This is a genomic window from Chelatococcus albus (assembly GCF_030067675.1).
Classification (GTDB): Bacteria; Pseudomonadota; Alphaproteobacteria; order Rhizobiales; family Beijerinckiaceae; genus Chelatococcus_A; species Chelatococcus_A albus.
Map to the genome: position 1 here is coordinate 16,379 of NZ_JASJEV010000013.1, position 23,033 is coordinate 39,411.

Here is a 23,033-nt window from a genome sequence, read left to right on the forward strand (position 1 = left end):
AGGAGCAACCGCAAGAGCTCGGCCGGGGAGAAACGCCGCATGACCTTTTCGACCATCCGCTTCGAGGTCGCAGACACGGTCGCGACCATAACGCTCGCCCGGCCCGACAAGCTCAACGCCCTCAACGCGGCCATGCACGCAGACCTGCGCGCGGCGCTCGACCAGGCGCAGGCGAACGAGGGCGTGCGCGTCGTCGTGCTCACCGGCGAGGGCCGCGCCTTCTCCTCCGGCCAGGACCTGACGGAGGACCTGCCGCGTGACGGCGACGGGCGCGTCGATCTCGGGCCCCCGCTCGCGCGCGACTACAACCCCCTCATCCTGCGCCTCGCGAACTTCCCGAAGCTGACCGTGGCGGCGCTCAACGGGCCGGCGGTCGGCGCCTCGATGAACATCGCGCTCGCCTGTGACGTGGTGGTGGCAGCGCGCTCGGCCTATCTCCAGGAGGCCTTCGCCCGCATCGCCCTCGTCCCCGATGCGGGCGGCACATGGATCCTGCCGCGGCTCGTCGGGCCGAAGCGGGCGCTCGCCCTGATGCTCACGGCCGAGCAGGTGAGCGCCGAGGAGGCCGAGCGCATGGGTCTTCTCTACAAGGTCTTCGACGATGCTGCCTTCCCGGCGGAGGTGGCGGCGCTCGCCCGGCGCCTCGCGGCGGGGCCTGGGCTCGCCTTCCGGTTCATGAAGCAGGCGGTGGCCGAGAGCCTCGCCAACGACCTGCCGGCGCAGCTCGCCCTCGAGGCGGAGCTGCAGCGCAAGGCGGGCTTCAGCCGTGATTTCATCGAGGGCGTGACGGCATTCCGCGAGAAGCGGCAACCCCGGTTCGAGGGGCGTTGAGGGATCCGGCTACCTTCGACAGGCGGCCGTTCACGTCGGGTTCAAGCGCTTTGGCCTTGTCTGCGTCGGGGAAGACCCCATCTCGACGGGAAAGGGAGGAAGCGCAATGGTGCGCCGAACCTGCCTGATCATCCTCGCTGCGCTGGCGATTGCACTCGGATCAGGCTACGCCACGGCACAGTCGAGACTGGGCCTCGTCATCGGCCAGTCGGCTTACACGACGGGTGAGTTGCCGACGACGCTCAACGACGCCGGCCTCGTCGCGCAGACCCTGAAGGACGCCGGCTTCGAGGTGCTCGGCGGAGCCAATCTCAACGGCAACGACCTGCGCAGCGCTGTCGGCGATTTCCTCGACAAGGCCCAGGGGCTCGGGCCGGATGCCGCTGTCGTCGTCTATCTTGCCGGCCGCGGCCTGCAGTTCGAGGGTGAAAATTACTTCCTGCCGGTCGATGCCCGCATCGCGCGCGATAGCGATGTGCCGCTGGCGGGCCTGCGCATCGGCGATCTCGTGCGTTCCCTCACGACCGCGCCGGCCAAGGTGAAGGCCGTCATCCTCGACGCCTCGCGGGAATTTCCGCGCCTGTCCTCCGGCCAGCCGCTGGCACCGGGGCTCGCGCTGGTCGAGGCGCCGCCCGGCTTCGCCATCGCCTATTCGGCCGCCCCGAGCACCCTCGCGCCGGAAGGGCAGGGGCCCTACGGCCCCTATGCCACCGCGCTGGTCGAAGCGATCCGCGAACCGGGCTTGCAGCTCGATGATCTCTTCTCGCGGGTGCGCCTGCGCGTGCACGAACTGACGGGCGGCAGGCAGGTTCCCTGGCACACGGCCAACCTCGGCTCGGTGGACTTCTCCTTCTTCGAGCCGGCGCCCGGGGCACAGGCCGCGCCGCCGCCCGCCCCGCCGCCCGGCCGGCGGATCGGCACCCTGCCGCCGGAGGAAGCCTATGGCCTTGCGGTGGAGGAGGACACGATCACCGCCTACCAGGAGTTCCTGCGGGCCTATCCCGACCATGCTCTTGCAAAGCGCGTCAAGCTGCTGCTCGCCGCGCGGCGCGAGGCGGCCTTCTGGCGCCGCACCATGACGACCGACACGCGCGAGGCCTATTGGACCTATCTCAGGCGCTATCCACGCGGGCCGCATGTGGGGGATGCCCACCGCAGGCTGGCCCGCCTCGCCGCGCCGTTGGCGCCGCCGCCGGACTTCGACATCGTCGAGTACGACGACCTGCCGCCGCCCTTGGCCGTCGAGACCGTCGAGGTCGTCGAGATCTACGAGGTGGTGGATCTGCCGCCGCCCCCGCCCCCGCCCGTGTACCTGCTGCCGCCCCCGCCGCGGGAGGTCGTCACCCTGCCACCGCCCCCTCCGGCGCCGTTGCCGGGCGTGCTGCCCGTGCCGGTGCCGATCCCGGTCCCGTTGAAGGCCAAGCCGCAGACCCCGGGTGTGGTACAGCCCGTCATCGCGCCGCAGGCAGTCCCAAGCGTGCCGAGCGCGCCCGCTCCTCAGCCGGCCCCGGGCGTGACGGCGCCGACGGTTCCCAGTGCTCCGGCCGTGCCCAGCCAGCCGCCGAAGCCGCCGGTCCCGGGCGCCCAGCCGACACCGACGCCGACGTCTCCGCCCGGTACCCAGGCCCCCGCGGCGCAGCCGGCCCAGCCTGAGCCACCCAAGCCCGCCGCCCCCGGCGTGCAGCCGCAGATGGCGCCTGCCGTTCCAGGCCAGCGGGCAAGACCGCCTGTTTCGGGCGCCCGGCCGGGCGAGCCTTCCGGTCCCGCGCCGCAACAGCCGACCGTGCAGCCGGGCGCGCCCGCTCCGACTGCACCCGGCAAGTTGCCGGTGCCCGGCAAGGAGGGCGCACCGCCGGCGCCCGCTGCCCAGCCGCCCGCCGAACAGCCGGCGAAACCCGGCCTGCGCGCGCCTGCGCCGGCGGCCCCAGGCAAGCTGCCGGTGCCGGGCAAGGAAGGCGCACCGCCTGCACCGACGCTGCAGGCCCCCGCACCGCAGCCGCCGAAGCCCGAGGAGGCGCGCCCCGGCCGTCCGTCCGCCCCGGTCCCGCCTGCCGGTCCAGCCGCGAAGCCGCCGGCCGGCGCTTCACCGCCGCCAGCGGAGGTGAAGCCGCAGCCGCCGAAACCGGCGCCAGAACAGCCGCCTCCCGCCGCCGTCCGGCCGCAGCCGCCGCGCCCGGCACCGGGCAGGCCGCCGGTCGTTCCCGGCGAGCCTGAACGCGAGGCGCCGGGCCGCGCCCGTCCGATGGAGCAGCAGGTCGTGCCACGCGCCCCGTCGCCACCGCCCGCGGCCGTCGCGCCGAGACCGGCTCCCCAGCCGCCTCCGGCCGCAGTCGCGCCGAGACCGGCTCCCCAGCCGCCTCCGGCCGCAGTCGCGCCAAGGCCGGCTCCTCCGCCGCCTGCGGCCGTTGCTCCGAAACCCCCGCCGCCGCCGGCCGCCGCTGCGCCCAAGCCCGCGCCACCGGCCGAGCAGAAGGGCAGGCCCTGCCCGCTGCCGGGCGGCCAGCCTTGCCCGCAGCCGCAGTGATCGCGGCCACGGAGCGGACAAAAGGAAAGGGCCGGCACCCGGCCGGCCCTTCGTCCATTTCTGTGCGGTTGCAGAACTGTCCCGGCGCTGCCGCCGTCACTTCTCCAGGCGGGCGATGAGACTTGAGGTGTCCCAGCGCCGACCGCCCATCTTCTGAACCTCCGAGTAGAACTGGTCGACGAGCGCCGTGACCGGCAGATGCGCGCCGTTGTTGCGGGCCTCGGCGAGGCAGATGCCGAGGTCCTTGCGCATCCAGTCGACAGCGAAGCCGAAGTCGAACCGGCCCTCGTTCATCGTCTTGTAGCGGTTCTCCATCTGCCAGGACTGCGCCGCGCCCTTGGAGATGACAGAGATCACCGCCTCGACGTCGAGACCCGCCTGCTTGGCGAAGTGAATGCCCTCGGCAAGCCCCTGCACGAGCCCGGCGATGCAGATCTGGTTGACCATCTTGGTGAGCTGGCCGGCGCCGGAGGGGCCGAGGAGCCGGCAGGCGCGGGCGTAAGCCCCGATGACGGGCTCGACCTTGGCATAGGGCTCGGCGTCGCCGCCGCACATCACGGTGAGCACGCCGTTCTCCGCACCCGCCTGGCCGCCGGAGACGGGGGCGTCGACAAAGGCGAGGCCGCGCGTCTTTGCCGTGGCGTAGAGTTCGCGCGCCACCTCGGCCGACGCGGTCGTATGGTCGACGAAGACCGCGCCCGGCGCCATGCCGGACAGGGCGCCATCCGGGCCCGCCGTCACCTGCCTGAGGTCGTCGTCATTGCCGACGCACGCGAAGACGATGTCCTGGCCGACGGCCGCCTCCTTCGGCGTCGGGGCGGCGCGCCCGCCGTGCTCGGCGACCCACTTCTGCGCCTTGGCTGCCGTGCGGTTGTAGACGGTGACCTCGTGGCCCTTGGCCTTGAGATGGCGGGCCATGGGATAGCCCATGACGCCCAGTCCGAGGAAGGCGACCTTCGCCATTGCGCTGTCTCCGCAAGGATGGAGGGCGCGGGCGGCCGCGGGCCGCCTCACGCGTGGGTGAGATGCCGGGTCAGGCGGCGCTCGAAGACGTCCCACACCCGGCGGATGGTCTCGACCAGCACGAGATACATGACCGCCGCATAGAGATAAACCTGCAGGTCGAAGGTGCGGGCGAAGGCGAAGCGCGTCGCTCCCATGAGGTCGAACACCGTAACGAGCGAGGCGATCGAGCTCGCCTTGATCATGAGAATGAGTTCGTTGCCGAGCGGCCGCAGGGCCACCGCCATGGCCTGGGGCATGATCACGTGCCGCATCGTGCGATACCAGCCGAGGCCGAGGGCCGCCGCCGCCTCCTTCTGTCCGCGCGGCAGCGACTGGATGGCCCCCCGCAGGATCTCGCCCTGGTAGGCGGCCGTGTTGAGCGTGAAGGTGAAGGCGGCGCAGAAGAACGCCTCGCGGAAGAAGCCCCACAGGCCCACGGCCTCGAGCGGTTCGCGGATCTGGCCGGCACCGTAATAGACGAGGAAGAGCTGGCACAGCAGCGGCGTGCCGCGGAAGAAGGACGAGTAGCCGCGCACCAGCGGCGAAAGGACGGGCTTGCCCGACATCCGCGCCAGCGCGAGGCCGAAGCCGAGCACGAGCCCGAGCGGCACCGAGATGGCCACAAGCTCGATCGTCACGCCGAGGCCGTTGAGCATGCGCCAGCCGTAACGCTCGAGCACGTCCAGGTTGAGGAAGAGGCCGAGGATGTCGGTAAGGCTCATGCGCGGGTCCTGTAGCCGCGGTTCGCGCGGGCCTCGAGCTGATCGAGCACGCCCGTCGAGACGAGCGAGAAGAGCATGTAGATGCCGGAGGCGACGCCGAAGAAGAGGAACGGCTCCTTCGTCACCACATTGGCGCGGTTGGCGACGAACATGAGGTCGGCGAGTGCGATGGTGGAGACGAGCGAGGTTTCCTTGAGAAGCACCATCCAGTTGTTGCCGAGGCCCGGCAGGGCGACGCGCAGGAGCTGCGGCAGGATCACGAGGCGGAAGGTCTGCCCCTTGCTCAGGCCGAGCGCCGCCGCTCCCTCGCGCTGGCCGCGCGGAATGGCGTTCAGCGCACCGACCCACACCTCGCTCGAGAAGGCCGCGAGCACGAGGCCGAGCGCGATCATGCCGGCGACGAAGGAGTTCATCTCGAAGGAGCCGGGGAAGCCGATCGCCCGCCACAGCCTCTGCAGTCCCATCTGCATGCCGTAGTAGACGATGTAGAGCGTCAGAAGCTCCGGCACGCCGCGGAACACGGTCGTGTAGACCGTTGCGACGCGCTTCGACATCCGGGAGGGGGAACGCGCCGCGAGCGCCACCAGCAGCCCGAGGGCGAGGCCGAAGGGAAGGGTCGCGATCGCCAGCCCGATGGTGATCAGGGCTCCCTGGACGAGTTCATCGCCCCAGCCCTCCGGGCCGTAGGAGAGAAGAAGAAGGTAACGGTCCATCGTGTCATGCCCGAAGAAGTGCGGCGGGCCGCCCGCGCGTCGGGCGGCCCGGGCTCTTCAGGTCACATGACTTCGTAGTCGAACCACTTGGCGGCGATCGCCTTGTGCGTGCCGTCCTTGAGCGATTCGTCGATCGCCTTGTTGAACATCTCGAGAAGGGCGGTGTCCTCCTTGCGGAAGGCCACGGCCACGCCCTCGCCGTGGATGGCGGGGTCGCGCTTCACGTCCGCGACGTGCTTGCAGCAGTCCTTGCCCTTGTCCTTCAGGAAGGCCCACAGTGAGGTCTTGTCGGCGACGACATAGTCGAGACGCCCGTTCGCGAGGTCGAGGTTGGCTTCCTCCTGCGTCGGATAGAGCTTGATCTTGGCGTCAGGATAGAACTTCTCGAGGAAGTTGGCGTGGATCGTCGAGGACTGGGTGCCGATCGTCTTGCCCTTGAGCGCGGCCGGCGTCACGTCGGTCGAGGTGACCTTCTTGGAAGCGATGAAGGCCGGCGGCTCCTTCACGTAGGTGTGGGAGAAGGCGACCTTCTGCTTGCGCTCGTCGGTGGCGTTCATGCCGGCGATGATGACGTCGTACTTGCCGGCGAGCAGGGCCGGGATGATGCCGTCCCAGTCCTGCGCCACGAAGGTGCAGGTCACCTTCATCTTGGCGCACAGCGCCTTGGCGTAGTCGATCTCGAAGCCTTCAAGCTCTCCCTTGGCGTTCAGGTTGTTGTAGGGCGGATAGGCGCCCTCCGTCCCGATACGGACGGTCTTCCATTCCTTCTGTTGCGCATAGGCGCCGCCGAGGCCTGCCAGCAGGATCGCAGCCGACAGGGCGGCCAGACGAGCAATCTTCATATGTTTGTTCTCCCTCTCGAAGGTTCCCCGCCGCGCCGGGCGCAGCCTGCGCCCCCGTCGCGTGGCTTCGTCGTTGCGGACCCTTCGCCTCTTGCGAGCGCCGACTGTGCAACAGGCGCTCACCCGAGCGCAACAGTCGCCGTGGTCCCCGTCCGCAACAATGAGATGCAGCCGGTGCCCCGGGATCGGGCAGGGGCGGCAGGTCTCGCGCGGAGTGGAGAAGCGCCCGCCGGTTCTGCTGCCGGCCGGGACGCAAGGGAGCCGAGATCGGAATGATGCGGCGGCCGCGGGTGCAGGGGTTGCGTTTGTGCGGCCCGGGCACTGCAGTTGCTGCGGTCTCAGCCGCGGCGGGCTCAAGATGCTGCGGCGTGACGACTCACCTCACGTCGAAGTCGAAGTAGCGGGCCCTGATCCGGTCGTAGGTGCCGTTGGCGACGATGGCGTCGATGGCATTGTCGAAGATCGCCTTGAGCTCGCCGTCCTGCTTGCGCAGGCCGATGCCGTAGCCCTCGCCGAAGAAGGCGGGTTCGTCCGGCGCGTCCGCCTTGAAGACGCAGCAATGCGCCTCGCGCGCCCGCTTCAGCCATTCCGCGAGCGCGAACTTGTCGCCGAACACGGCGTCGATGCGCCCGACCGCGAGGTCGAGATTCGCCTCGTCGAGGGTGGCATAGGTCTTCACCTCCACGCCTTTGTAGCGGTCGTCGAGGAAATCGGCGGCGAGCGAATGCTCCTGCACGCCGATGGCCTTGCCCTCGAGGTCGGCCGGCGAAATGCCCTTGATCGCGGCATCCTTGCGCGCGATGAGCGCCTGGGGCGTGCGGTAGTAGCGTTTGGAGAAGGCGATCTTGCGCCGACGCTCCTCCGTGATCGACAGCGAGGCGACGATGGCGTCGTAACGTCCGGCGCGAAGGCCTGCGATGAGGCTCTCCCAGTCCTGCGTCTGGAAATCGCAGGTCAGCGCCGCGTCGCTGCAAAGCGCCCTGGCGATATCGATTTCGAAACCCTGGAGCTGGCCGGTCGCATCGACATAGTTGAAGGGCGGGTAGGCGCCCTCAGTGGCGATGCGCACGGTGGTCCACGTTTTGCCGGGGGTGGCGAGGGCGGGGCCGGTGATGGTGGCGACGGCGGCGAGGACGAGGGCGAGACGCGATGCTTGCGACATGATCGGACGCGGGACGGTTCCTGTCGTCCCGCTGCGCCGCGAAACGACAGGGGCGGCGGGCGGGCGCCAGGGCTGCGGAGGCTGGAGAATGGTTCGCCCGGGAGCGTTGCGCAAGCGCGACCGCGCATCCGATTGACCGAGGGACCCGCCTCGGACCAAATGGCTGCGATTATAATGAGGCTCAGATGGTCACGAAGGAAATCGTTCTCGAACGTCTCGCCGCGATTCCGGGGCCGGACGGCGCCACGCCTCTGCCCCGCTCCGGCGCCCTGTCGGAGATCGTGGTGAGCGGCGACCGCGTCTACTTCTCCATTGCCATCGACCCGCGCCGCTCCATGGAACTCGAGCCGATGCGCGAGGCCGCAGAGGCTGCGGTGAAGAGCCTGCCCGGCGTCGCGGGCGCCGTCGTGACCCTGACCTCGGAGCGGCCGCCCGCCGCCACCCCCGCGGCGCGGCCGGCGCCGGGACCGCGTGCCGCCGCGGCGCAGGCAAAGGCGGCCGTGCCCGGCGTCAAGCACATCATCGCGGTCGCAAGCGGCAAGGGCGGCGTCGGCAAGTCGACCACCGCGGCCAACCTGGCGCTGGCGCTCCGGCGCCTCGGCCTGGCCGTCGGCGTCCTCGATGCCGACATCTATGGCCCCTCGATGCCCAAGCTCCTGGCGCTGAAGGGCAAGCCGCAGATCGTCTCGGGCCGCACCTTGCGCCCGCTCGAGGGCTATGGCCTCAAGGTCATGTCCATCGGCTTCCTCGTCGAGGAGGAGGCGGCCATGATCTGGCGCGGGCCCATGGTCATGTCCGCCATCCAGCAGATGCTGCGCGAGGTCGACTGGGGCGAGCTCGACGTGCTTGTCGTCGACATGCCGCCCGGCACCGGCGACGCGCAGCTCACCATGGCCCAGGCCGTACCGCTCGCCGGCGCGGTCATCGTCTCGACGCCGCAGGATCTCGCCCTCATCGACGCGCGTCGCGGCGTCGCCATGTTCCGCAAGGTGGAGGTGCCGGTGCTCGGCCTCGTCGAGAACATGAGCTACTTCCTCTGCCCGAGCTGCGGCACGCGCTCGGACATCTTCGGCCATGGAGGCGCGCGGCACGAGGCGGAGCGGCTGGGTGTGCCCTTCCTGGGCGAGGTGCCCCTCGACATGGAGATCCGCGAGAAGTCGGACGCCGGCCTGCCGGTCGTCGTCACGGTGCCGGACGGCCCGCATGCCGCCACCTATCTCGACATCGCGCGCCGCGTGCGCGACGCCCTCATGGGGGAGGCGACGCGGCGCGCCGCCCCGCGCATCGTGATCGAATAGCCATGCGCCGGGCGCGGCATGCCGCGCGGAGGGCCGCCGCCGTGGCGCTCGCCGCATGCCTCGCCCTTCTCGCCGCCGCGACGCGGACGGGGGCGCCGCGCGCTGCCGAGCGACCACCCGGCCTTGCCGCCTTCGCGCGTCCTCAGGCCCTGCCGCAGCCCCTGGCGCCCGAACGCGTCTCCCTCGGCCGGCGTCTCTTTCGCGACACGCGCCTGTCGCGCGATGGAAGCTTCGCCTGTGACAGCTGCCACTATCACGGTCTCGCCTTCTCCGACGCGCGTCCGCGCGCAGTCGGTGTCGCGGGCGAGCCGCTCGCCCGCAACACGCCCGCCCTGTGGAACCTCGCCTGGGCGCGGCGTCTCCTCTGGGACGGCAGCCTCGAGCGTCTTGAGGATCAGGTTCGCGCGCCCGTCGTGCATCGCGCCGAGATGGGCACCGACTGGGCCACCGTGCTCACGCGCCTTGGCGCCGATCCGGACATGCGGGCGCGCTTCGCGCGCGCCTTCCCGGACGCATCCGGACCGAGCGAGACGACGGCCGCCGAGGCGCTGGCGGCCTACGTGCGCTCGCTCGTGTCGCCGGTGACGCGCTTCGACCGCTGGGTCGCGGGGGAGGCGGATGCTCTGCTCCCCCAGGAGGCTGAGGGTTATCGCCTGTTCACCGGCAAGGCCGGCTGCGCCGGCTGCCACGTCGGCTGGCGTTTGACCGACGATGCGGTGCGCGAGTTTGCATGGGACGCCGCCGCCCTGCGCCTGCGCACGCCGAGCCTCAGGGAGCTCGCCTGGAGCGGGCCCTATCTGCACGACGGCTCGGCGCCGACACTGGCCGAAGCGCTCGCCCGCCATCCGCGGCCGTCGGCGCCGGGCGGCGACAGCCGTGCGGAGCGGCTGTCGGAGGCGGAGCGCGCCGCGCTCGCCGCCTTCCTCGCGACGCTCTCGAGCGAGGATGCGCCGCGGCCGGTTCCGCTGCCCTGATCGGCGCGCAGCGGGCCGGAATGGTGGTGCGCCGCGTGGTCTCCTCGCCTGCCGACATGCCCGCTTACGCGGCGTCTTTTCGGTTGCGCAGCCCACGCAACTCGGCTCTTGTTGCGCGCGATAAGGGGAACGCGGCAACGATCCGCAATCGCCAGACCAAACGGGAGGAATCCGAGGAGACGAGTTGATATGAAACGTCGCCAGTTTCTGCAGACGGCGGGCGCCGGTCTCGCCGCGGGCGCCGTCGCCAGCCCGGCCATTGCCCAGTCGAATCCCGAGATCAAGTGGCGTCTGACGTCGAGCTTCCCGAAGTCGCTCGACACGATCTATGGCGGCGCCGAGGTCTTCGCCAAGCAGCTCGCCGAGATGACCGACGGCAAGTTCCAGGTGCAGGTCTTCGCCGCGGGCGAGCTCGTCCCCGGCCTGCAGGCGCTCGACGCCGTGTCCGCCGGCACGGTGGAGATGTGCCACACCGTCGCCTATTACTACGTCGGCAAGGATCCGACCTTCGCCATCGCTTCGGCCGTTCCCTTCGGCCTCAACGCCCGTATGCAGAACTCCTGGATGTTCCAGGGCGGTGGAGCCGAGCTCTTCAACGACTTCTTCAAGAAGTACAACGTGCACGCGCTGCCGGCCGGCAACACCGGCTGCCAGATGGGCGGCTGGTTCCGGAAGGAGATCAAGTCCACCGCCGACCTGCAGGGGCTGAAGATGCGCATCGCCGGCATCGCCGGTCAGGTCGTGTCGAAGCTCGGCGTCGTGCCGCAGCAGATCGCCGGCGGCGACATCTACCCGGCGCTCGAGAAGGGCACCATTGATGCGGCCGAGTGGGTCGGCCCCTACGACGACGAGAAGCTCGGCTTCGCCAAGGTGGCCCAGTACTATTACTATCCGGGCTGGTGGGAAGGTGGGCCGATGGTCCACAACATGATCAACCTGGAGCAGTGGAACAAGCTGCCGAAGAGCTACCAGGCGGCAGTGATCAACGCCTCGACCTACGCCAATACCTGGATGGCGGCGCGTTACGACATGCAGAACCCGACAGCGCTGAAGCGCCTTGTCGGCGCCGGCGTGCAGCTGCGCCCCTATCCGCAGGACGTGATGGAGGCCTGCTACAAGGCGGCCGGTGAGATCTATGCGGAGATCGGCGCGAAGAACGAGGACTTCAAGAAGATCATCCAGGCCATGCAGGCCTACAGGAATGACCAGTACCTGTGGTGGCAGGTGGCCGAATATACCTATGACAACTTCATGATCCGGGCGCGCGCCCGCGGCTGAAGGGCCGCAAGGCCTTTCGCGCATCGCGCCGATCGCAGAGCCCCGGACCGCCCGGTCCGGGGCTCTTTCTACGTCGAAAGTCGAATGATGCTCGCCCGGATTTGAGTGCGATCGCAGTTGCGAAGGCAAGGCGGTTGTGCCCTCCTTGCACCTCCGACACGCCAAAAACACAGAGGGGGCGTGCCGATTCTGCATAACTCCGGGAGGAGAACCGTATGAAGCGTCGTCAATTCCTGCAGGCTGCGGGCGCCGGGCTCGCGGCCGGTTCCGTCGCGGCTCCCGCCATTGCCCAGTCCAGCCCCGAGATCAAGTGGCGCCTGACCTCGAGCTTCCCCAAGTCGCTCGACACCATCTACGGCGCCAGCGAGGTGCTGTCGAAGGCGGTCTCGGAGGCGACCGACGGCAAGTTCCAGATTCAGGTCTTCGCAGCGGGTGAGATCGTGCCGGGTCTTCAGGCGGCCGACGCGGTGCAGAACGGCACGGTCGAGATGGCCCACACCGCCTCCTATTACTACGTCGGCAAGGATCCGACCTTCGCATTCGCAACGGCCGTGCCCTTCGGCCTCAATGCCCGCCAGCAGAATGCGTGGTTTTACCACGGCGGCGGCATGGACCTGATGAATGAGTTCTACAGGAAGTACAACATCCACGCCCTGCCCGGCGGCAACACCGGCTGCCAGATGGGCGGCTGGTTCCGCAAGGAGCTGAAGACGCCGGCCGATCTGCAGGGCCTGAAGATGCGCATCGGCGGTTTCGCCGGCCAGGTGCTCGGCAAGCTGGGTGCCGTGCCGCAACAGATCGCCGGTGGCGACATCTACCCGGCGCTCGAGAAGGGCACGATCGACGCCGCCGAGTGGGTCGGCCCCTATGACGACGAGAAGCTCGGTTTCCAGAAGGTCGCACAGTACTACTACTATCCCGGCTGGTGGGAGGGCGGCGCCGCGCTGCACTTCTTCATCAACCAGGCGAAGTGGAACGAACTGCCCAAGGCCTACCAGTCGCTGCTCGTGACGGCCGCCGGCCTCGCCAATGTCGACATGCAGGCCAAGTACGACGCCAAGAACCCGGCCGCCCTCAAGCGCCTCGTCGCCGGCGGTGCGCAATTGCGCCCCTATCCGCAGGAGGTCATGGAAGCCTGCTTCAAGGCGGCCAACGAGCTCTATGCCGAGACGTCGGCCAAGAACGCCGACTTCAAGAAGGTCTATGATGCCATGATGGCCTTCCGGAACGACGAATATCTCTGGTTCCAGGTGGCAGAATATACCTTCGACAACTTCATGATCCGGGCCCGCGCCCGCGGCTGAGGCAACGGTCTCTTCATCTGCTGGACGAGCCCCGGGGCCCGGCCCCGGGGCTTCGTCGTTGCGGGCGGGAAAACGCCGGCTGCTCGTGATCGTTGCTTGCGCAAGCCGGGCGAAGCGGGACACATTGCAGCTCGCATGAGGGGGGAGCGCGGCAACGATCCGCAACAGCCGACAGGAGGGGGAGGGACCGAGGAGAGCCTTAGATGAAACGTCGCAACTTCCTGCAGGCCGCGGGTGCCGGCCTGGCCGCCGGCGCGGTCGCGGCGCCGGCCGTCGCCCAGTCGAACCCGGAAATCCGCTGGCGCCTGACCTCGAGCTACCCGAAGTCGCTCGACACGATCTACGGCGGCGGCGAGGTGCTGGCAAAGGCGGTGAGCGAGGCGACCGACGGCAAGTTCCAGATCCAGGTCTTCGCCGCCGGCGAGATCGTGCCGGGACTGCAGGCGCTCGACGCCGTGCAGAACGGCACCGTGGAGATGTGCCATTCGGCGCCCTATTTCTACGTGGGCAAGGATCCGGCCTTCGCCTTCGGCACGGCCGTGCCCTTCGGCCTCAACACGCGCCAGCAGAACGCCTGGTTCAACCACGGCGACGGCATGACGCTGCTCAACGAACTCTACAGCAGGTTCGGCGCCTACGGCCTGCCCGGCGGCAACACCACGGCCCAGATGGGTGGCTGGTTCCGCAAGGAGATCAAGACCGTCGACGACCTGAAGGGCCTCAAGATGCGCATCGGCGGCCTCGGCGGCCAGGTGCTGGCGAAGCTCGGCGTCGTGCCGCAGCAGATCGCCGGCGGCGACATCTATCCGGCGCTGGAGAAGGGCACGATCGACGCTGCCGAATGGGCCGGACCCTACGACGACGAGAAGCTCGGCTTCGTCAAGGTCGCGCCCTACTACTACTATCCGGGCTGGTGGGAAGGCGGCGCCTCCATCCACTTCTTCATCAACAGGCAGAAGTGGGAGGAGCTGCCCAAGCACTACAAGGCCATTCTGGCGCAGGCTGCCGCCTTCACCAACAACGACATGGCGGAGAAGTACGACGCCAGGAACCCGGCGGCGCTGAAGCGCCTCGTGGCCGGCGGCGCGCAGCTCAGGCCCTTCTCGCAGGAGATCATGGAGGCCTCCTTCAAGACGACCATCGAGCTCTTCGACGAGATCAGCGCGAAGAACGAGACCTTCAAGAAGATCTACGATTCAATGAAGGCCTTCCGCAACGACGAATATCTGTGGTGGCAGGTGTGTGAATACACCTACGACAACTTCATGATCCGGACCCGCACGCGCGGCTGACGCTGCCGTTCCCGCACCAAACAGGAAGGCCCCCTGGAGCTTGAGCTCCAGGGGGCCTTCCTGTTTGGCAGTGGCTTCTCTCGGGGGCGGCCGCTCCTCCCGGGTCACGGCCTCACTGGATCTTGGGCGGGGCGAGATCGAGCGGCGGGGCGATGCTGTCGAGACCGGGCGTGAGCTGCTGGAGCTGCTGCTCGATCTGCTTCTGGTCCATCTGTGGCCCGGTCGATTTGTAGTGCATTACCATCTGCGGGAAGAGGATGACGAGCGCCACCATGATGCACTGGATGACGACGAAGGGCACGGCGCCCCAGTAGATCTGGCCGGTGGTCACCGGCTCCATCGTCTTGCCCGTCACGCGGTCGACGTACGGAAGCTTCGGCGCCACCGAACGCAGGAAGAAGAGGGCGAAGCCGAAGGGCGGATGCATGAAGCTCGTCTGCATGTTCACGCCAAGCATGACGCCGAACCAGATGAGGTCGATGCCGATGCGCTCCGCCGCCGGCCCGATGAGCGGGATGGCGATGAAGGCGAGCTCGAAGAAGTCGAGGAAGAAGGCGAGGACAAAGATGAGCACGTTGACGAAGGCGAGGAAGCCCGTCTGCCCGCCCGGCAGCGAAACGAGTAGTTCCTCCACCCACTTGTGCCCGTCGACCCCGTAGAAAGTGAGCGAGAAGACGCGCGCGCCCACCAGGATGAAGAGCACGAAGGCCGAGAGCTTGGCCGTCGCTTCCGTCGCCTGGCGCACGAGGTCGAAGCGCAGGCGGCCCTTCATGATGGCGAGCAGGATTGCCCCCGTCGCGCCCATGGCACCGCCCTCGGTCGGCGTCGCGACGCCGATGAAGATGGTGCCGAGCACGAGGAAGATGAGGCCGAGCGGCGGCACCATGACGAAGGTGACCTGCTCGGCGATGCGCGAGATGAGGCGGAAGCCCGTGAAACGCTCGATGGCGCCCGCCACGAGCGCATAGAGCGTGCCGGCGATGAGCGCCTCGGCGAGGAGCGCGGTGCGTGCCCAGCCGGCGTTCTTGAGCATCACGTAGGCGACGGCGAACGCCACCGCGACGAGGGCCGTGAGCACGAGGCGCCTGGCACCGAGGAGGCGGTTGAAGAGCGCCGACAGGAACGACACCACGACCGCCACCGACATCGTCAGGATGACGAAGTCGGCGCCGGCGCGGATCGTCGTCTGCCTCATCACGTAGATGGCGACGGCCGCGGAGAAGGCAACGAGCACGCCGAGCTGCCAGACGCCGCGCGCGCCGCTCGGCTCGCGGAAGCCGATGGCGTCGACCGGCAGGCCAGGCGCGGCCTTCGGATTGAAGATCGAAACGAGGAAGACGTAGCCGGCGTAGAGGCCCGCGAGCACGAGGCCGGGAACGAAGGCGCCCTCGTACATGTCGCCCACCGAGCGGCCGAGCTGATCGGCCATGACGATGAGGACGAGCGAGGGCGGGACGATCTGGGCGAGCGTGCCCGATGCGGCGATGACGCCCGAGGCGAGCCGGCGATCATAGCCGTAGCGCAGCATGATGGGCAGCGAGATGAGGCCCATCGAGATCACCGAGGCGGCGACGACGCCGGTGGTCGCCGCGAGGAGCGCGCCGACGAAGATGACGGCATAGGCAAGGCCGCCGCGGATCGTGCCGAACAGCTGGCCGATGGTGTCGAGCAGGTCCTCCGCCATGCCGGATCGTTCGAGGATCAGGCCCATGAAGGTGAAGAACGGAATGGCCAGCAGCACGTCGTTGTTCATCGTGCCGTAGATGCGTTCCGGCAGGGCCTGCAGGAAATCAGGGCGGAACAGGCCGAGCTCGATGCCGAGGAGGCCGAAGATGAGGCCGTTGGCGGCGAGCGCGAAGGCGACCGGATAGCCGAGCAGCAGGAAGACGACGAGCGCCGCGAACATGATCGGCGCCATGTTGTGGATGATAAACCCAGCCATGGGGCGAGCTCCGGGGCAGATATCGGTCGCGAGGGGTCAGGCGATGGGGGCGTCGTTGCCGGCCTGCTGCAGCAGGCGTTCGGCCTCCGCCTCGGCCGCGGCGCCATGGCCGCCGCCGCCCGCATGCGGGTCTTCCATGTCGCCGCGGATGATCGCGATGCGCTTGATGAGCTCGGAGATGGCCTGGACGAAGAGAAGGACGAAGCCGATCGGAATGAGGAACTTCGACGGCCACTGGGCAAGGCCGCCGGCATTGAGCGACTGCTCGTTGATCAGGAAGGAGCGCTGCGCGAAGGGCAGCGAGGTGATGATCATCACGAGCGTGAACGGGAGCAGAAAGACCACGGTGCCGAAGACATCGATGAAGTCGCGCGCGCGCTTCGAGAAGCGGCTGTTCACGATGTCGATGCGGATGTGCTCGTTGTTGAGCAGCGTCCACGGCGAGCACAGCAGGAACACCGCGCCGAAGAGCACCCACTGCAGTTCGAGCCAGGCGTTCGACGACACGTCGAAGAGCTTGCGGATGATGGCGTTGACCGTCGAGACGACAACGGCCGCCAGAATGAGCCAGGCGACCCAGCGGCCGATGCGGCCGTTGATCGCGTCGATGGCGCGACTGATGGAGAGAAACAGGGTCACCGGACTTCCCCTCGTGCGTTCCGTGGGCCCCTCTTTGGAGGCTTGCTCTGGAAGTGGCCGGGCGCCGGCGGGTTCCCGCCCGTCGCGCCCACCCCATGGCGGGTCCTAGCCCAATGGCCACCGCGACACAAGGCGAACGTTCAACAGGGCTGACCTGTCCAAAAGTTTCGAAACGGCGCGCCGGCCCGTCGCGATCCTTCTGCGGGCGCCGCCAGCGGGGCGCTTCCTCGCATTCCGGATGCGGAAGGTGCGCCCGGTCTTGCCGCATGACGCCGGGCGCCGCATCAGCGCGGCGCGCGCCTCGCGGCGAGGCCGAAGCGGTGCGCCGCATAGCCGGCGAGCACGCAGGCGAGCATGAGGCCGACGAGCGCGAGCGGCCAGCGTGTGACCGCGGCGCCCGCGACGACGGAGGTGACGGCGCCGAGGCCGAGTTGCAGTGCCCCGGCGACGCCCGCGCTCGTGCCGGCCGCCTCCGGCCGCACCGACAGGGCGGCCGCCGTCGCGCCGGGCAGGGTGAGGCCGTTGCCGACGGCGGTGACCGAGAGGGGAATGAAGAGCGTGGCCGGCGTCCACGCCCAGGTCGTCGCGACGACGGCCTCGGCCGCGACGGCGAGCACCGAGAGCAGCGTGCCGATGGTGACCATGCGGTCCGTGCCGAGGCGCAGCGCATAGCGGCCGGAGATGAAGTTGCCGAGCATGTAGCCGCCGGCATTGACGACGAAATAGGCGCCGTAGACGTCGGCCGGCTGGCCCATCACCGCGACCACGATGTGCGGCGCGCCCGCCACGAAGGCGAAGAAGGCGGCCGAGGTGAAGGCCATGGCGAGCGCATAGCCGAGGAAGGCGCGATCGCCGACGAGGAGGGGGAAGGCCCGCAGCATGTCCGCGAATTTTGCCGCCGCCCCGTTGCGCGGGGCGGTCTCGCTCAGGGCGGCGAGGGTGAAGAGGCCGGCGGCGACGCCCAGCATCGCCTTGGCGCCGAAGATCCAGCGCCAGCCGAAACGCTCGTCGATGAGGCCGCCGACGAAGGGGGCCACCATCGGCGCGACGACCATGACCATGGTCAGGTAGCCGAGCCGGCTCGCCGCCTCGTCGCGACCTGATGTGTCGCGCACGATGGCGCGGGCGAGGGAGAAGGCGGTGCCCGCCCCCGCCGCCTGCACGACCCGCGCGCCGAGGAGCGCCGGTGTCGTCATGGCGAAGGCTCCGCCGAGCGACCCGAGCGTGAAGAGCACAATCCCGGCGAGCACACAGGGCCGCCGGCCGATCCGGTCGGAAATCGGGCCAACAACGAACTGCGTGACCGCCACGGCGAGGAGATAGAGCCCCAGCGTGAGCTGGATGGTGGCGTAGTCGGTCGCGAAGGCGCGCGACAGGGCTGGCGTCGAGGGCGCGAGGACGTTGAGCGCGAAGGGCTGCAGCGCCGAGATGGCGACGAGCACGGCAAGGCCGGGGCGGGCGGCTGCGGAAGGGGTCACGGCCGGGCCTCGCCGCTCGGGGCCGCGACGGCGGCCAGCGGCGCGACCGCCGCCCGGGCGCGCGCACGCTCGCGATGGATGGTGTAAAGGCCGCTCGCGATGATCAGCAGCGTGCCGGCGATGGTGGTCAGGCCCGGCAGGTCGCCCCCGACGAGATAGCCGAGCGCCGTCGCCCAGACGATGATGCTGTATCGGAAGGAGGACACGAGGGCGACATCGCTGTTCCGGCAGGCCACCACGATGCAGTAGTTGCCGATGGAGACGACGACGGCGGCACCGGCGAGCAGCTGCGCCTCACGCAGGCCGATCGGCCGCCAGGAGGCAAACCCCTCGCTCGCCCCCGCAGCGAAGCCGAGGACCATGACCGCGACCGTCGTGGCGAGCATCACCAGGAGGGAGGGAACCTCCGGACTGATCCTCCGCGTCACCAGATCGCGGGTCGCCGCGAGGACCGCCGCAAGCACGGCGACCGCCGACCAGAGGTCGAAGCCGGAGGTCGCAGGTCGGATGACGACCAGGACACCGGCGAAGCCGACGAGGATCGCTCCCCAGCGGCGCCAGCCGACCACCTCCATCCCGCTCACCGCCACGATCAGCGTCATGATCAGAGGGGTACCCTGCAGGATTGCGGTGATGTTGGCGAGCGGCAGGTGGGCGAGCGCGGTTATGAAGGTGAAGGCCGTGCCCGTTTCGAGCAGGGCCCGCAGGCCGACCGCCGGCTGCGCGACCCGCGGCAGGTGCCGCAACTGGCCGAACGCGGCGGCAAGCGTCAATGCCGCCAGCACGGCGAAGACACCGCGAATGGCGACGATCTGGCTGGTCGCGTGGGCGCCGGCGACGAGTTTCACCAGCATGTCGTTGGTGATGAAGCACGCCATCGCGGCGAGCATGGCCAGTATGCCGCGCCGGTTGTCGGCTGCCGATGCCACGGAAAATCTCCTGTGCGCCCGATGGCGCGCGAAAGGCCCTTTGAATTGCGGCGATATCGAAACTCAGGCGGTCGCCGTCAAACGCTCCAGCGCAAACAGGGACAGATCGAAGGCCGGTCGACGGTCCATGGCGAGGTCCGCAAGCACCTCGCCGACGACGCTCGCGAACTTGAAGCCGTGCCCCGAACAGGGCGAGGCCACGATCACCTGCGGCAGGTCCGGCAGCCTGTCGATGATGAAATGCTCGTCCGGGGTGTTTGTGAACAGGCAGGCCTTCAGGGCGAGCACGGGGCCGTCAGCCGCGGGGAAGAAGCGCCGGACGCCGTCGCGCAGAACCGCCTCGTCGCGCGCCGTCGGCTCGCGCGACAGCGTGTCGGCATGACCCGTCTCGTGCAGGTGGTGGTACAGTCCGATCTTGAAGCCCGGGATGCCCCACTGCGGGAAGACATAGAAGTGGCCGGCGGCATCCGAGAGGATGCCGACCGGAAACCGCTCCAGCGCGAAGAGGCTCGGATCGCTCGTGCGGAACCAGCCGAGCACCTGCCGCTCGGGAACCACCTGCGCGGCGAGGGAGGGCACGAAGTCGCCGATCCAGGCGCCGGCGGAGAGGACGAGGCGGCCCGCCTCGTAAACGCCCCGCTCGGTCGTTACCCGCACGCCCGTCGCCGTCGGCTCCCAAGCCAGGACCTTCTCGCGTGCCCGGATGTCGGCGCCCGCCGCGATCGCCATGGAGACATGGGCGAGGATGGAGCGCTCGGAGGCGACGAAGCCCGCGTCCGCCTGGTAGACGGCAATGTGGTCCTCGGCGAGCCGCCAGCCCGGGAAGCGCCGGGCGACCTCGCCGGCCGTCAGCACGTCGTGCGCAAGGCCGTGCTCCCGGCAGGAGGCGAGGGACCCCTGCACCACGCGGCTGTTCTCCGGGCCGGCGTCGAGCCCGCCCGTGACGAAGAGGAGTTGTTCGCCCCACGCCCGCTCGGCCTCCCGCCACAGCGCATAGGCACGATCGAGCAGGGGGACGTAGCGCGGATTCTCGAAATAGGCGCGGCGGATGATGCGGTTGTGGCCGTGGGAGGAGCCCATGCCGTGGCCGATGTCGAAACGCTCGAGCCCGAGGACGCGCTGGCCTCGCCTGGCGAGCTGCCAGGCCGTCGTCGATCCCATGCCGCCGATGCCGACGACAATGACGTCGTAGGTGCCTTGGCCCGCCGCCACGCTGCCCTCCCGTCGATTCTTTCTTGCATGGCCGTTCGGCCCGGCCGCGCAGGGTAGGGGCATTCGTGCGGGCCGTCGAGGCGGGGAAGCAGGGCGGGCTCCGCGCGCGCGGCAGTGCAGGGATGCAGGTGCGGCAGGGCGCGGCCGTCGCCGCGAGGCAATGTTGCGGAGCGCGGCGTCAGCCGCCGGTGACGCTCATGTGGCGGCCCACCGCCGGGCGCGCGTGGCGCCGGTCGATGACGAAGTCGTGGCCTTTGGGCTTTCGCGCTATGGCGCGCTCGATGGCGGCTTCGAGGGGCGCGTCGCTCTCGCTTGCGCGCAGCGGCGCGCGCAGGTCGGCCGCGTCCTCCTGGCCGAGGCACATGTAGAGCGTGCCCGTGCAGGTGACGCGCACCCGATTGCAGCTCTCGCAGAAATTATGCGTCATCGGCGTGATGAAGCCGAGCCGCCCACCCGTCTCGCGCACGCGCACATAGCGGGCAGGCCCGCCCGTGCGGTAGTCGATCTCGTCGAGCGTATAGCGCTCCATGAGGCGCGCCTTGACGAGCGACAGCGGCAGGAACTGGTCGACGCGGGCGGGCTCGATCTCGCCCAGCGGCATCACCTCGATGAGCGTCAGGTCCATGCCCCGTCCATGGGACCAGTCGATCAGGCGGGGGATTTCGTCCTCGTTGACGCCCTTGAGCGCCACGGCATTGATCTTGACGGCGAGTCCCGCAGCCTGGGCGGCGTCGATGCCGGCCATGACCTTGCCGAGATCGCCCCAGCGCGTGGTGGCGCGGAACTTCGCGGCATCGAGGGTGTCGAGCGAAACGTTGACGCGCCGGACGCCGCAATCGGCCAGTTCCGTGGCGTAGCGGGCCAGCTGGGAACCGTTGGTTGTCACCGTGAGCTCGTCGAGCGCCCCGCTCGCGAGGTGGCGCGACAGCGAACGGAAGAGATGCATGATGTCGCGGCGCACGAGCGGTTCGCCGCCGGTGATGCGCAGCTTGCGCACGCCGCGCCCGACGAAGACGCTGCACAGCCGGTCGAGCTCCTCGAGCGTCAGAAGGTCGCGCTTCGGCAGGAAGTGCATGTCCTCGGCCATGCAGTAGACGCAGCGGAAATCGCAGCGGTCCGTCACCGAGACACGCAAATAGGTGATGGTCCGCCCGAACGGGTCGATCAGCGGACGATCCGCGGTCTCCTGCATAAGGGCGAGGGCACCCTGGGCCACGAGGCTTACTCCACAGCCGTCGGTTTCTCGGCGCGACCAGCGGCCGCTATATGTGGTCAGATATAATTAGGATGGTCGGCAGCCGGGTCAATTCGCAAGGCGGCATGCCGGCTGCGGCTCTTCGCCCGGGAGACAGCCATGGAAGCGAGGCATTGGCCGGTGGAGATCAGGCTCGGCAAGGATCGCCGGACCTTGAGCGTGGCCTTCGATGACGGCTCGCGCTTCGATCTCGCCGCCGAATATCTGCGCGTGCTCAGCCCTTCCGCCGAGGTGCAGGGCCACGGGCCGAGCCAGCGCAAGACCATTGCCGGCAAGCGCAACGTGGAGATCATCGGCGTCGAGCCGGTGGGCCGCTACGCCGTCAAGCTCGTCTTCGACGACCTCCACGACACCGGCATCTACACGTGGGACTACCTGCACGAGCTCGGCGCCGAACAGACGGCGAAGTGGAATGCCTATCTGGGCGAGCTCGAGGAGAAGGGCCTGTCGCGCGAGCCCGTCCGGCGACGCTGAGCCACTCCGGGGCAGCGTCCCGCACGCGGCTCTCGTCCTGCGATCGGTCATTTCTCGAGGAGGCGGCGGCTTTCCGGAGCATCGCCCTCGGACGGACCGAGGAGGCGATCGCCGCCCTCGAACGGCGGCTGATCCGCAACCCCAATACCGATGTCAGCCGCGTGCTGCTCGCCGCGATCTGCGGCCACCTGGGTCGGCATGACGAGGCGCGCATCCACTGGGATCAGGCGATGAAGATCAATCCGGCCTACTCCCTTGAGCAACGGCGACGAATCCTGCCCTACCGCAATCCCGCTGATTTCGAACGGATCGTCGAAGGCCTGCGCAAGGCGAGACTGGCGGATTGAGGATCAATCCGTGAGGAGATTGCGCTCGGACGCCCCCGCCGAAGCGGGCGCCGGGCGCGCTCTGGCTCGGGGCGTGTCGGGACGGTTCACGGGCCGGCGCGGGGCTGCGACGGCAGCGACCCCGGCGCAACGAAAAGGGGCCGGTCGAAGCCAGCCCCGGGATCGAAGGAGGACCGTGGTATGTGTCAGCGCAGGACGACGACGCGTGTGCCGACCTTCACGCGCTCGTAGAGGTCGATGACGTCCTCGTTGACCATGCGGATGCAGCCCGAGGAGACCGCCTGGCCGATCGTCTCCGGCTCGTTGGAGCCATGGATACGGTAGAGCGTCGAGCCGAGGTACATGGCGCGGGCGCCGAGCGGATTGTCGGGGCCGCCGGGCATGTAGCGCGGCAGGTCCGGGCGGCGGCGCAGCATCTGCGCCGGCGGGCGCCAGTCGGGCCATTCGCGCTTCATGGTGATCGACTGGGTGCCGCCCCAGGTGAAGCCCGGCCGGCCGACGCCGATGCCGTAGCGGATGGCCTTGCCGCCCGGCTGGACCAGGTAGAGCCGGCGTTCGCCCGTCGAGATGATGACGGTGCCGGGCCCGTAGGGGCCGTTATAGGTGATGGTCTCGCGCGGAACCGGCGACGCCTGCGGCCGGAGGCTGTCCGGCTGGGCGGACAGGGGCTGGCGCGTCAGAGGGTCGATTTCATAGGCATTGGCGTTCGCGGCCGCGCCCACCACGGCGCAGAAACCCGCGATCGCAACGAGAAGGCGGCGCATCGGAAGCCTCGACAAGTCCAGGTGCAACAATCGCTCAACGTCACAAGG

The 23,033-nt window shown here is 69.2% G+C and carries 20 protein-coding genes and 1 pseudogene; 9 read left to right on the plus strand and 12 right to left on the minus strand.

The window, feature by feature from the left end:
• The first annotated feature begins 39 nt into the window (after window positions 1–39).
• Together QNA08_RS16390 and QNA08_RS16395 are read left to right on the plus strand one after the other, a co-directional pair.
• Window positions 40–831 (plus strand): enoyl-CoA hydratase-related protein, encoded by a 792-nt coding sequence (locus QNA08_RS16390; RefSeq protein WP_283741803.1) that lies wholly within the window; start codon window positions 40–42, stop codon window positions 829–831.
• 106 nt (window positions 832–937) lie between these two features.
• The gene (locus QNA08_RS16395; RefSeq protein ID WP_283741804.1) at window positions 938–3,355 is read left to right on the plus strand and encodes a caspase family protein; all 2,418 of its coding nucleotides are present in this window, start codon (window positions 938–940) and stop codon (window positions 3,353–3,355) included.
• A 96-nt stretch (window positions 3,356–3,451) separates the two neighbouring features.
• Here the strand turns inward: QNA08_RS16395 and QNA08_RS16400 are convergent, their stop codons facing one another.
• The 5 genes from QNA08_RS16400 to QNA08_RS16420 all read right to left on the minus strand — a co-directional run bounded on the left by QNA08_RS16400 (window position 3,452) and on the right by QNA08_RS16420 (window position 7,799).
• The gene (locus QNA08_RS16400; protein WP_283741805.1) at window positions 3,452–4,318 is read right to left on the minus strand and encodes an NAD(P)-dependent oxidoreductase; all 867 of its coding nucleotides are present in this window, start codon (window positions 4,316–4,318) and stop codon (window positions 3,452–3,454) included.
• A gap of 47 nt (window positions 4,319–4,365) precedes the next feature.
• On the minus strand, window positions 4,366–5,082 hold the full coding sequence (locus QNA08_RS16405) for an ABC transporter permease (RefSeq protein WP_283741806.1): 717 nt from the start codon (window positions 5,080–5,082) through the stop codon (window positions 4,366–4,368).
• Window positions 5,079–5,795 carry an ABC transporter permease gene (locus tag QNA08_RS16410; protein ID WP_283741807.1) on the minus strand — a complete coding sequence of 239 codons (717 nt, stop codon included), beginning with the start codon at window positions 5,793–5,795 and terminating at the stop codon, window positions 5,079–5,081. The genes QNA08_RS16405 and QNA08_RS16410 overlap by 4 nt, the downstream gene beginning before the upstream one ends.
• A gap of 62 nt (window positions 5,796–5,857) precedes the next feature.
• Entirely contained in the window at window positions 5,858–6,637 is a 780-nt protein-coding gene (locus tag QNA08_RS16415) for a transporter substrate-binding domain-containing protein (RefSeq protein WP_283741808.1), read from the minus strand.
• Between the two features lie 376 nt (window positions 6,638–7,013).
• Window positions 7,014–7,799, minus strand: a complete 786-nt coding sequence (locus QNA08_RS16420; protein ID WP_283741809.1) for a transporter substrate-binding domain-containing protein — start codon at window positions 7,797–7,799, stop codon at window positions 7,014–7,016.
• Between the two features lie 185 nt (window positions 7,800–7,984).
• Here QNA08_RS16420 and QNA08_RS16425 point away from each other — a divergent pair, with 185 nt between their 5' ends.
• From QNA08_RS16425 to QNA08_RS16445, 5 genes are all read left to right on the plus strand, one after another.
• Window positions 7,985–9,097, plus strand: a complete 1,113-nt coding sequence (locus tag QNA08_RS16425; RefSeq protein WP_283741810.1) for an Mrp/NBP35 family ATP-binding protein — start codon at window positions 7,985–7,987, stop codon at window positions 9,095–9,097.
• Window positions 9,098–9,138: 41 nt separating this feature from the next.
• Window positions 9,139–10,071 carry a cytochrome-c peroxidase gene (locus QNA08_RS16430; RefSeq protein ID WP_283741811.1) on the plus strand — a complete coding sequence of 311 codons (933 nt, stop codon included), beginning with the start codon at window positions 9,139–9,141 and terminating at the stop codon, window positions 10,069–10,071.
• Between the two features lie 189 nt (window positions 10,072–10,260).
• On the plus strand, window positions 10,261–11,349 hold the full coding sequence (locus tag QNA08_RS16435) for a TRAP transporter substrate-binding protein (RefSeq protein ID WP_283741812.1): 1,089 nt from the start codon (window positions 10,261–10,263) through the stop codon (window positions 11,347–11,349).
• Between the two features lie 215 nt (window positions 11,350–11,564).
• Window positions 11,565–12,653: a TRAP transporter substrate-binding protein gene (locus QNA08_RS16440; protein ID WP_283741813.1), complete on the plus strand. Its 1,089-nt coding sequence runs from the start codon at window positions 11,565–11,567 to the stop codon at window positions 12,651–12,653.
• Between the two features lie 203 nt (window positions 12,654–12,856).
• On the plus strand, window positions 12,857–13,945 hold the full coding sequence (locus QNA08_RS16445; RefSeq protein ID WP_283741814.1) for a TRAP transporter substrate-binding protein: 1,089 nt from the start codon (window positions 12,857–12,859) through the stop codon (window positions 13,943–13,945).
• 112 nt (window positions 13,946–14,057) lie between these two features.
• Here QNA08_RS16445 and QNA08_RS16450 read toward each other — a convergent pair whose 3' ends face one another.
• The 6 genes from QNA08_RS16450 to moaA all read right to left on the minus strand — a co-directional run bounded on the left by QNA08_RS16450 (window position 14,058) and on the right by moaA (window position 21,337).
• Window positions 14,058–15,887 (minus strand): TRAP transporter large permease, encoded by a 1,830-nt coding sequence (locus QNA08_RS16450; RefSeq protein WP_283741815.1) that lies wholly within the window; start codon window positions 15,885–15,887, stop codon window positions 14,058–14,060.
• A 36-nt stretch (window positions 15,888–15,923) separates the two neighbouring features.
• The gene (locus QNA08_RS16455) at window positions 15,924–16,526 is read right to left on the minus strand and encodes a TRAP transporter small permease subunit (RefSeq protein ID WP_283741816.1); all 603 of its coding nucleotides are present in this window, start codon (window positions 16,524–16,526) and stop codon (window positions 15,924–15,926) included.
• Between the two features lie 284 nt (window positions 16,527–16,810).
• Window positions 16,811–18,004: a multidrug effflux MFS transporter gene (locus QNA08_RS16460; RefSeq protein ID WP_283741817.1), complete on the minus strand. Its 1,194-nt coding sequence runs from the start codon at window positions 18,002–18,004 to the stop codon at window positions 16,811–16,813.
• Window positions 18,001–18,933, minus strand: a complete 933-nt coding sequence (locus QNA08_RS16465; protein ID WP_283741818.1) for a DMT family transporter — start codon at window positions 18,931–18,933, stop codon at window positions 18,001–18,003. The genes QNA08_RS16460 and QNA08_RS16465 overlap by 4 nt, the downstream gene beginning before the upstream one ends.
• 63 nt (window positions 18,934–18,996) lie before the next feature.
• On the minus strand, window positions 18,997–20,145 hold the full coding sequence (gene solA / locus QNA08_RS16470; protein ID WP_283741819.1) for an N-methyl-L-tryptophan oxidase: 1,149 nt from the start codon (window positions 20,143–20,145) through the stop codon (window positions 18,997–18,999).
• A gap of 178 nt (window positions 20,146–20,323) precedes the next feature.
• Window positions 20,324–21,337 (minus strand): GTP 3',8-cyclase MoaA, encoded by a 1,014-nt coding sequence (gene moaA / locus QNA08_RS16475; protein WP_283741871.1) that lies wholly within the window; start codon window positions 21,335–21,337, stop codon window positions 20,324–20,326.
• 162 nt (window positions 21,338–21,499) lie between these two features.
• Between moaA and QNA08_RS16480 the strand changes: the two genes are divergently transcribed.
• Together QNA08_RS16480 and QNA08_RS16485 are read left to right on the plus strand one after the other, a co-directional pair.
• Window positions 21,500–21,874, plus strand: coding sequence for a gamma-butyrobetaine hydroxylase family protein (locus QNA08_RS16480; protein ID WP_283741820.1), 375 nt, complete (start codon window positions 21,500–21,502; stop codon window positions 21,872–21,874).
• Window positions 21,875–21,960: 86 nt separating this feature from the next.
• Window positions 21,961–22,221 (plus strand): annotated as a pseudogene (locus tag QNA08_RS16485) (adenylate/guanylate cyclase domain-containing protein); the annotation flags it as partial.
• 185 nt (window positions 22,222–22,406) lie between these two features.
• On the opposite strand, the gene QNA08_RS16490 reads toward QNA08_RS16485, so the two are convergent.
• Window positions 22,407–22,985 (minus strand): L,D-transpeptidase, encoded by a 579-nt coding sequence (locus QNA08_RS16490; protein ID WP_283741821.1) that lies wholly within the window; start codon window positions 22,983–22,985, stop codon window positions 22,407–22,409.
• Window positions 22,986–23,033: the final 48 nt, after the last annotated feature.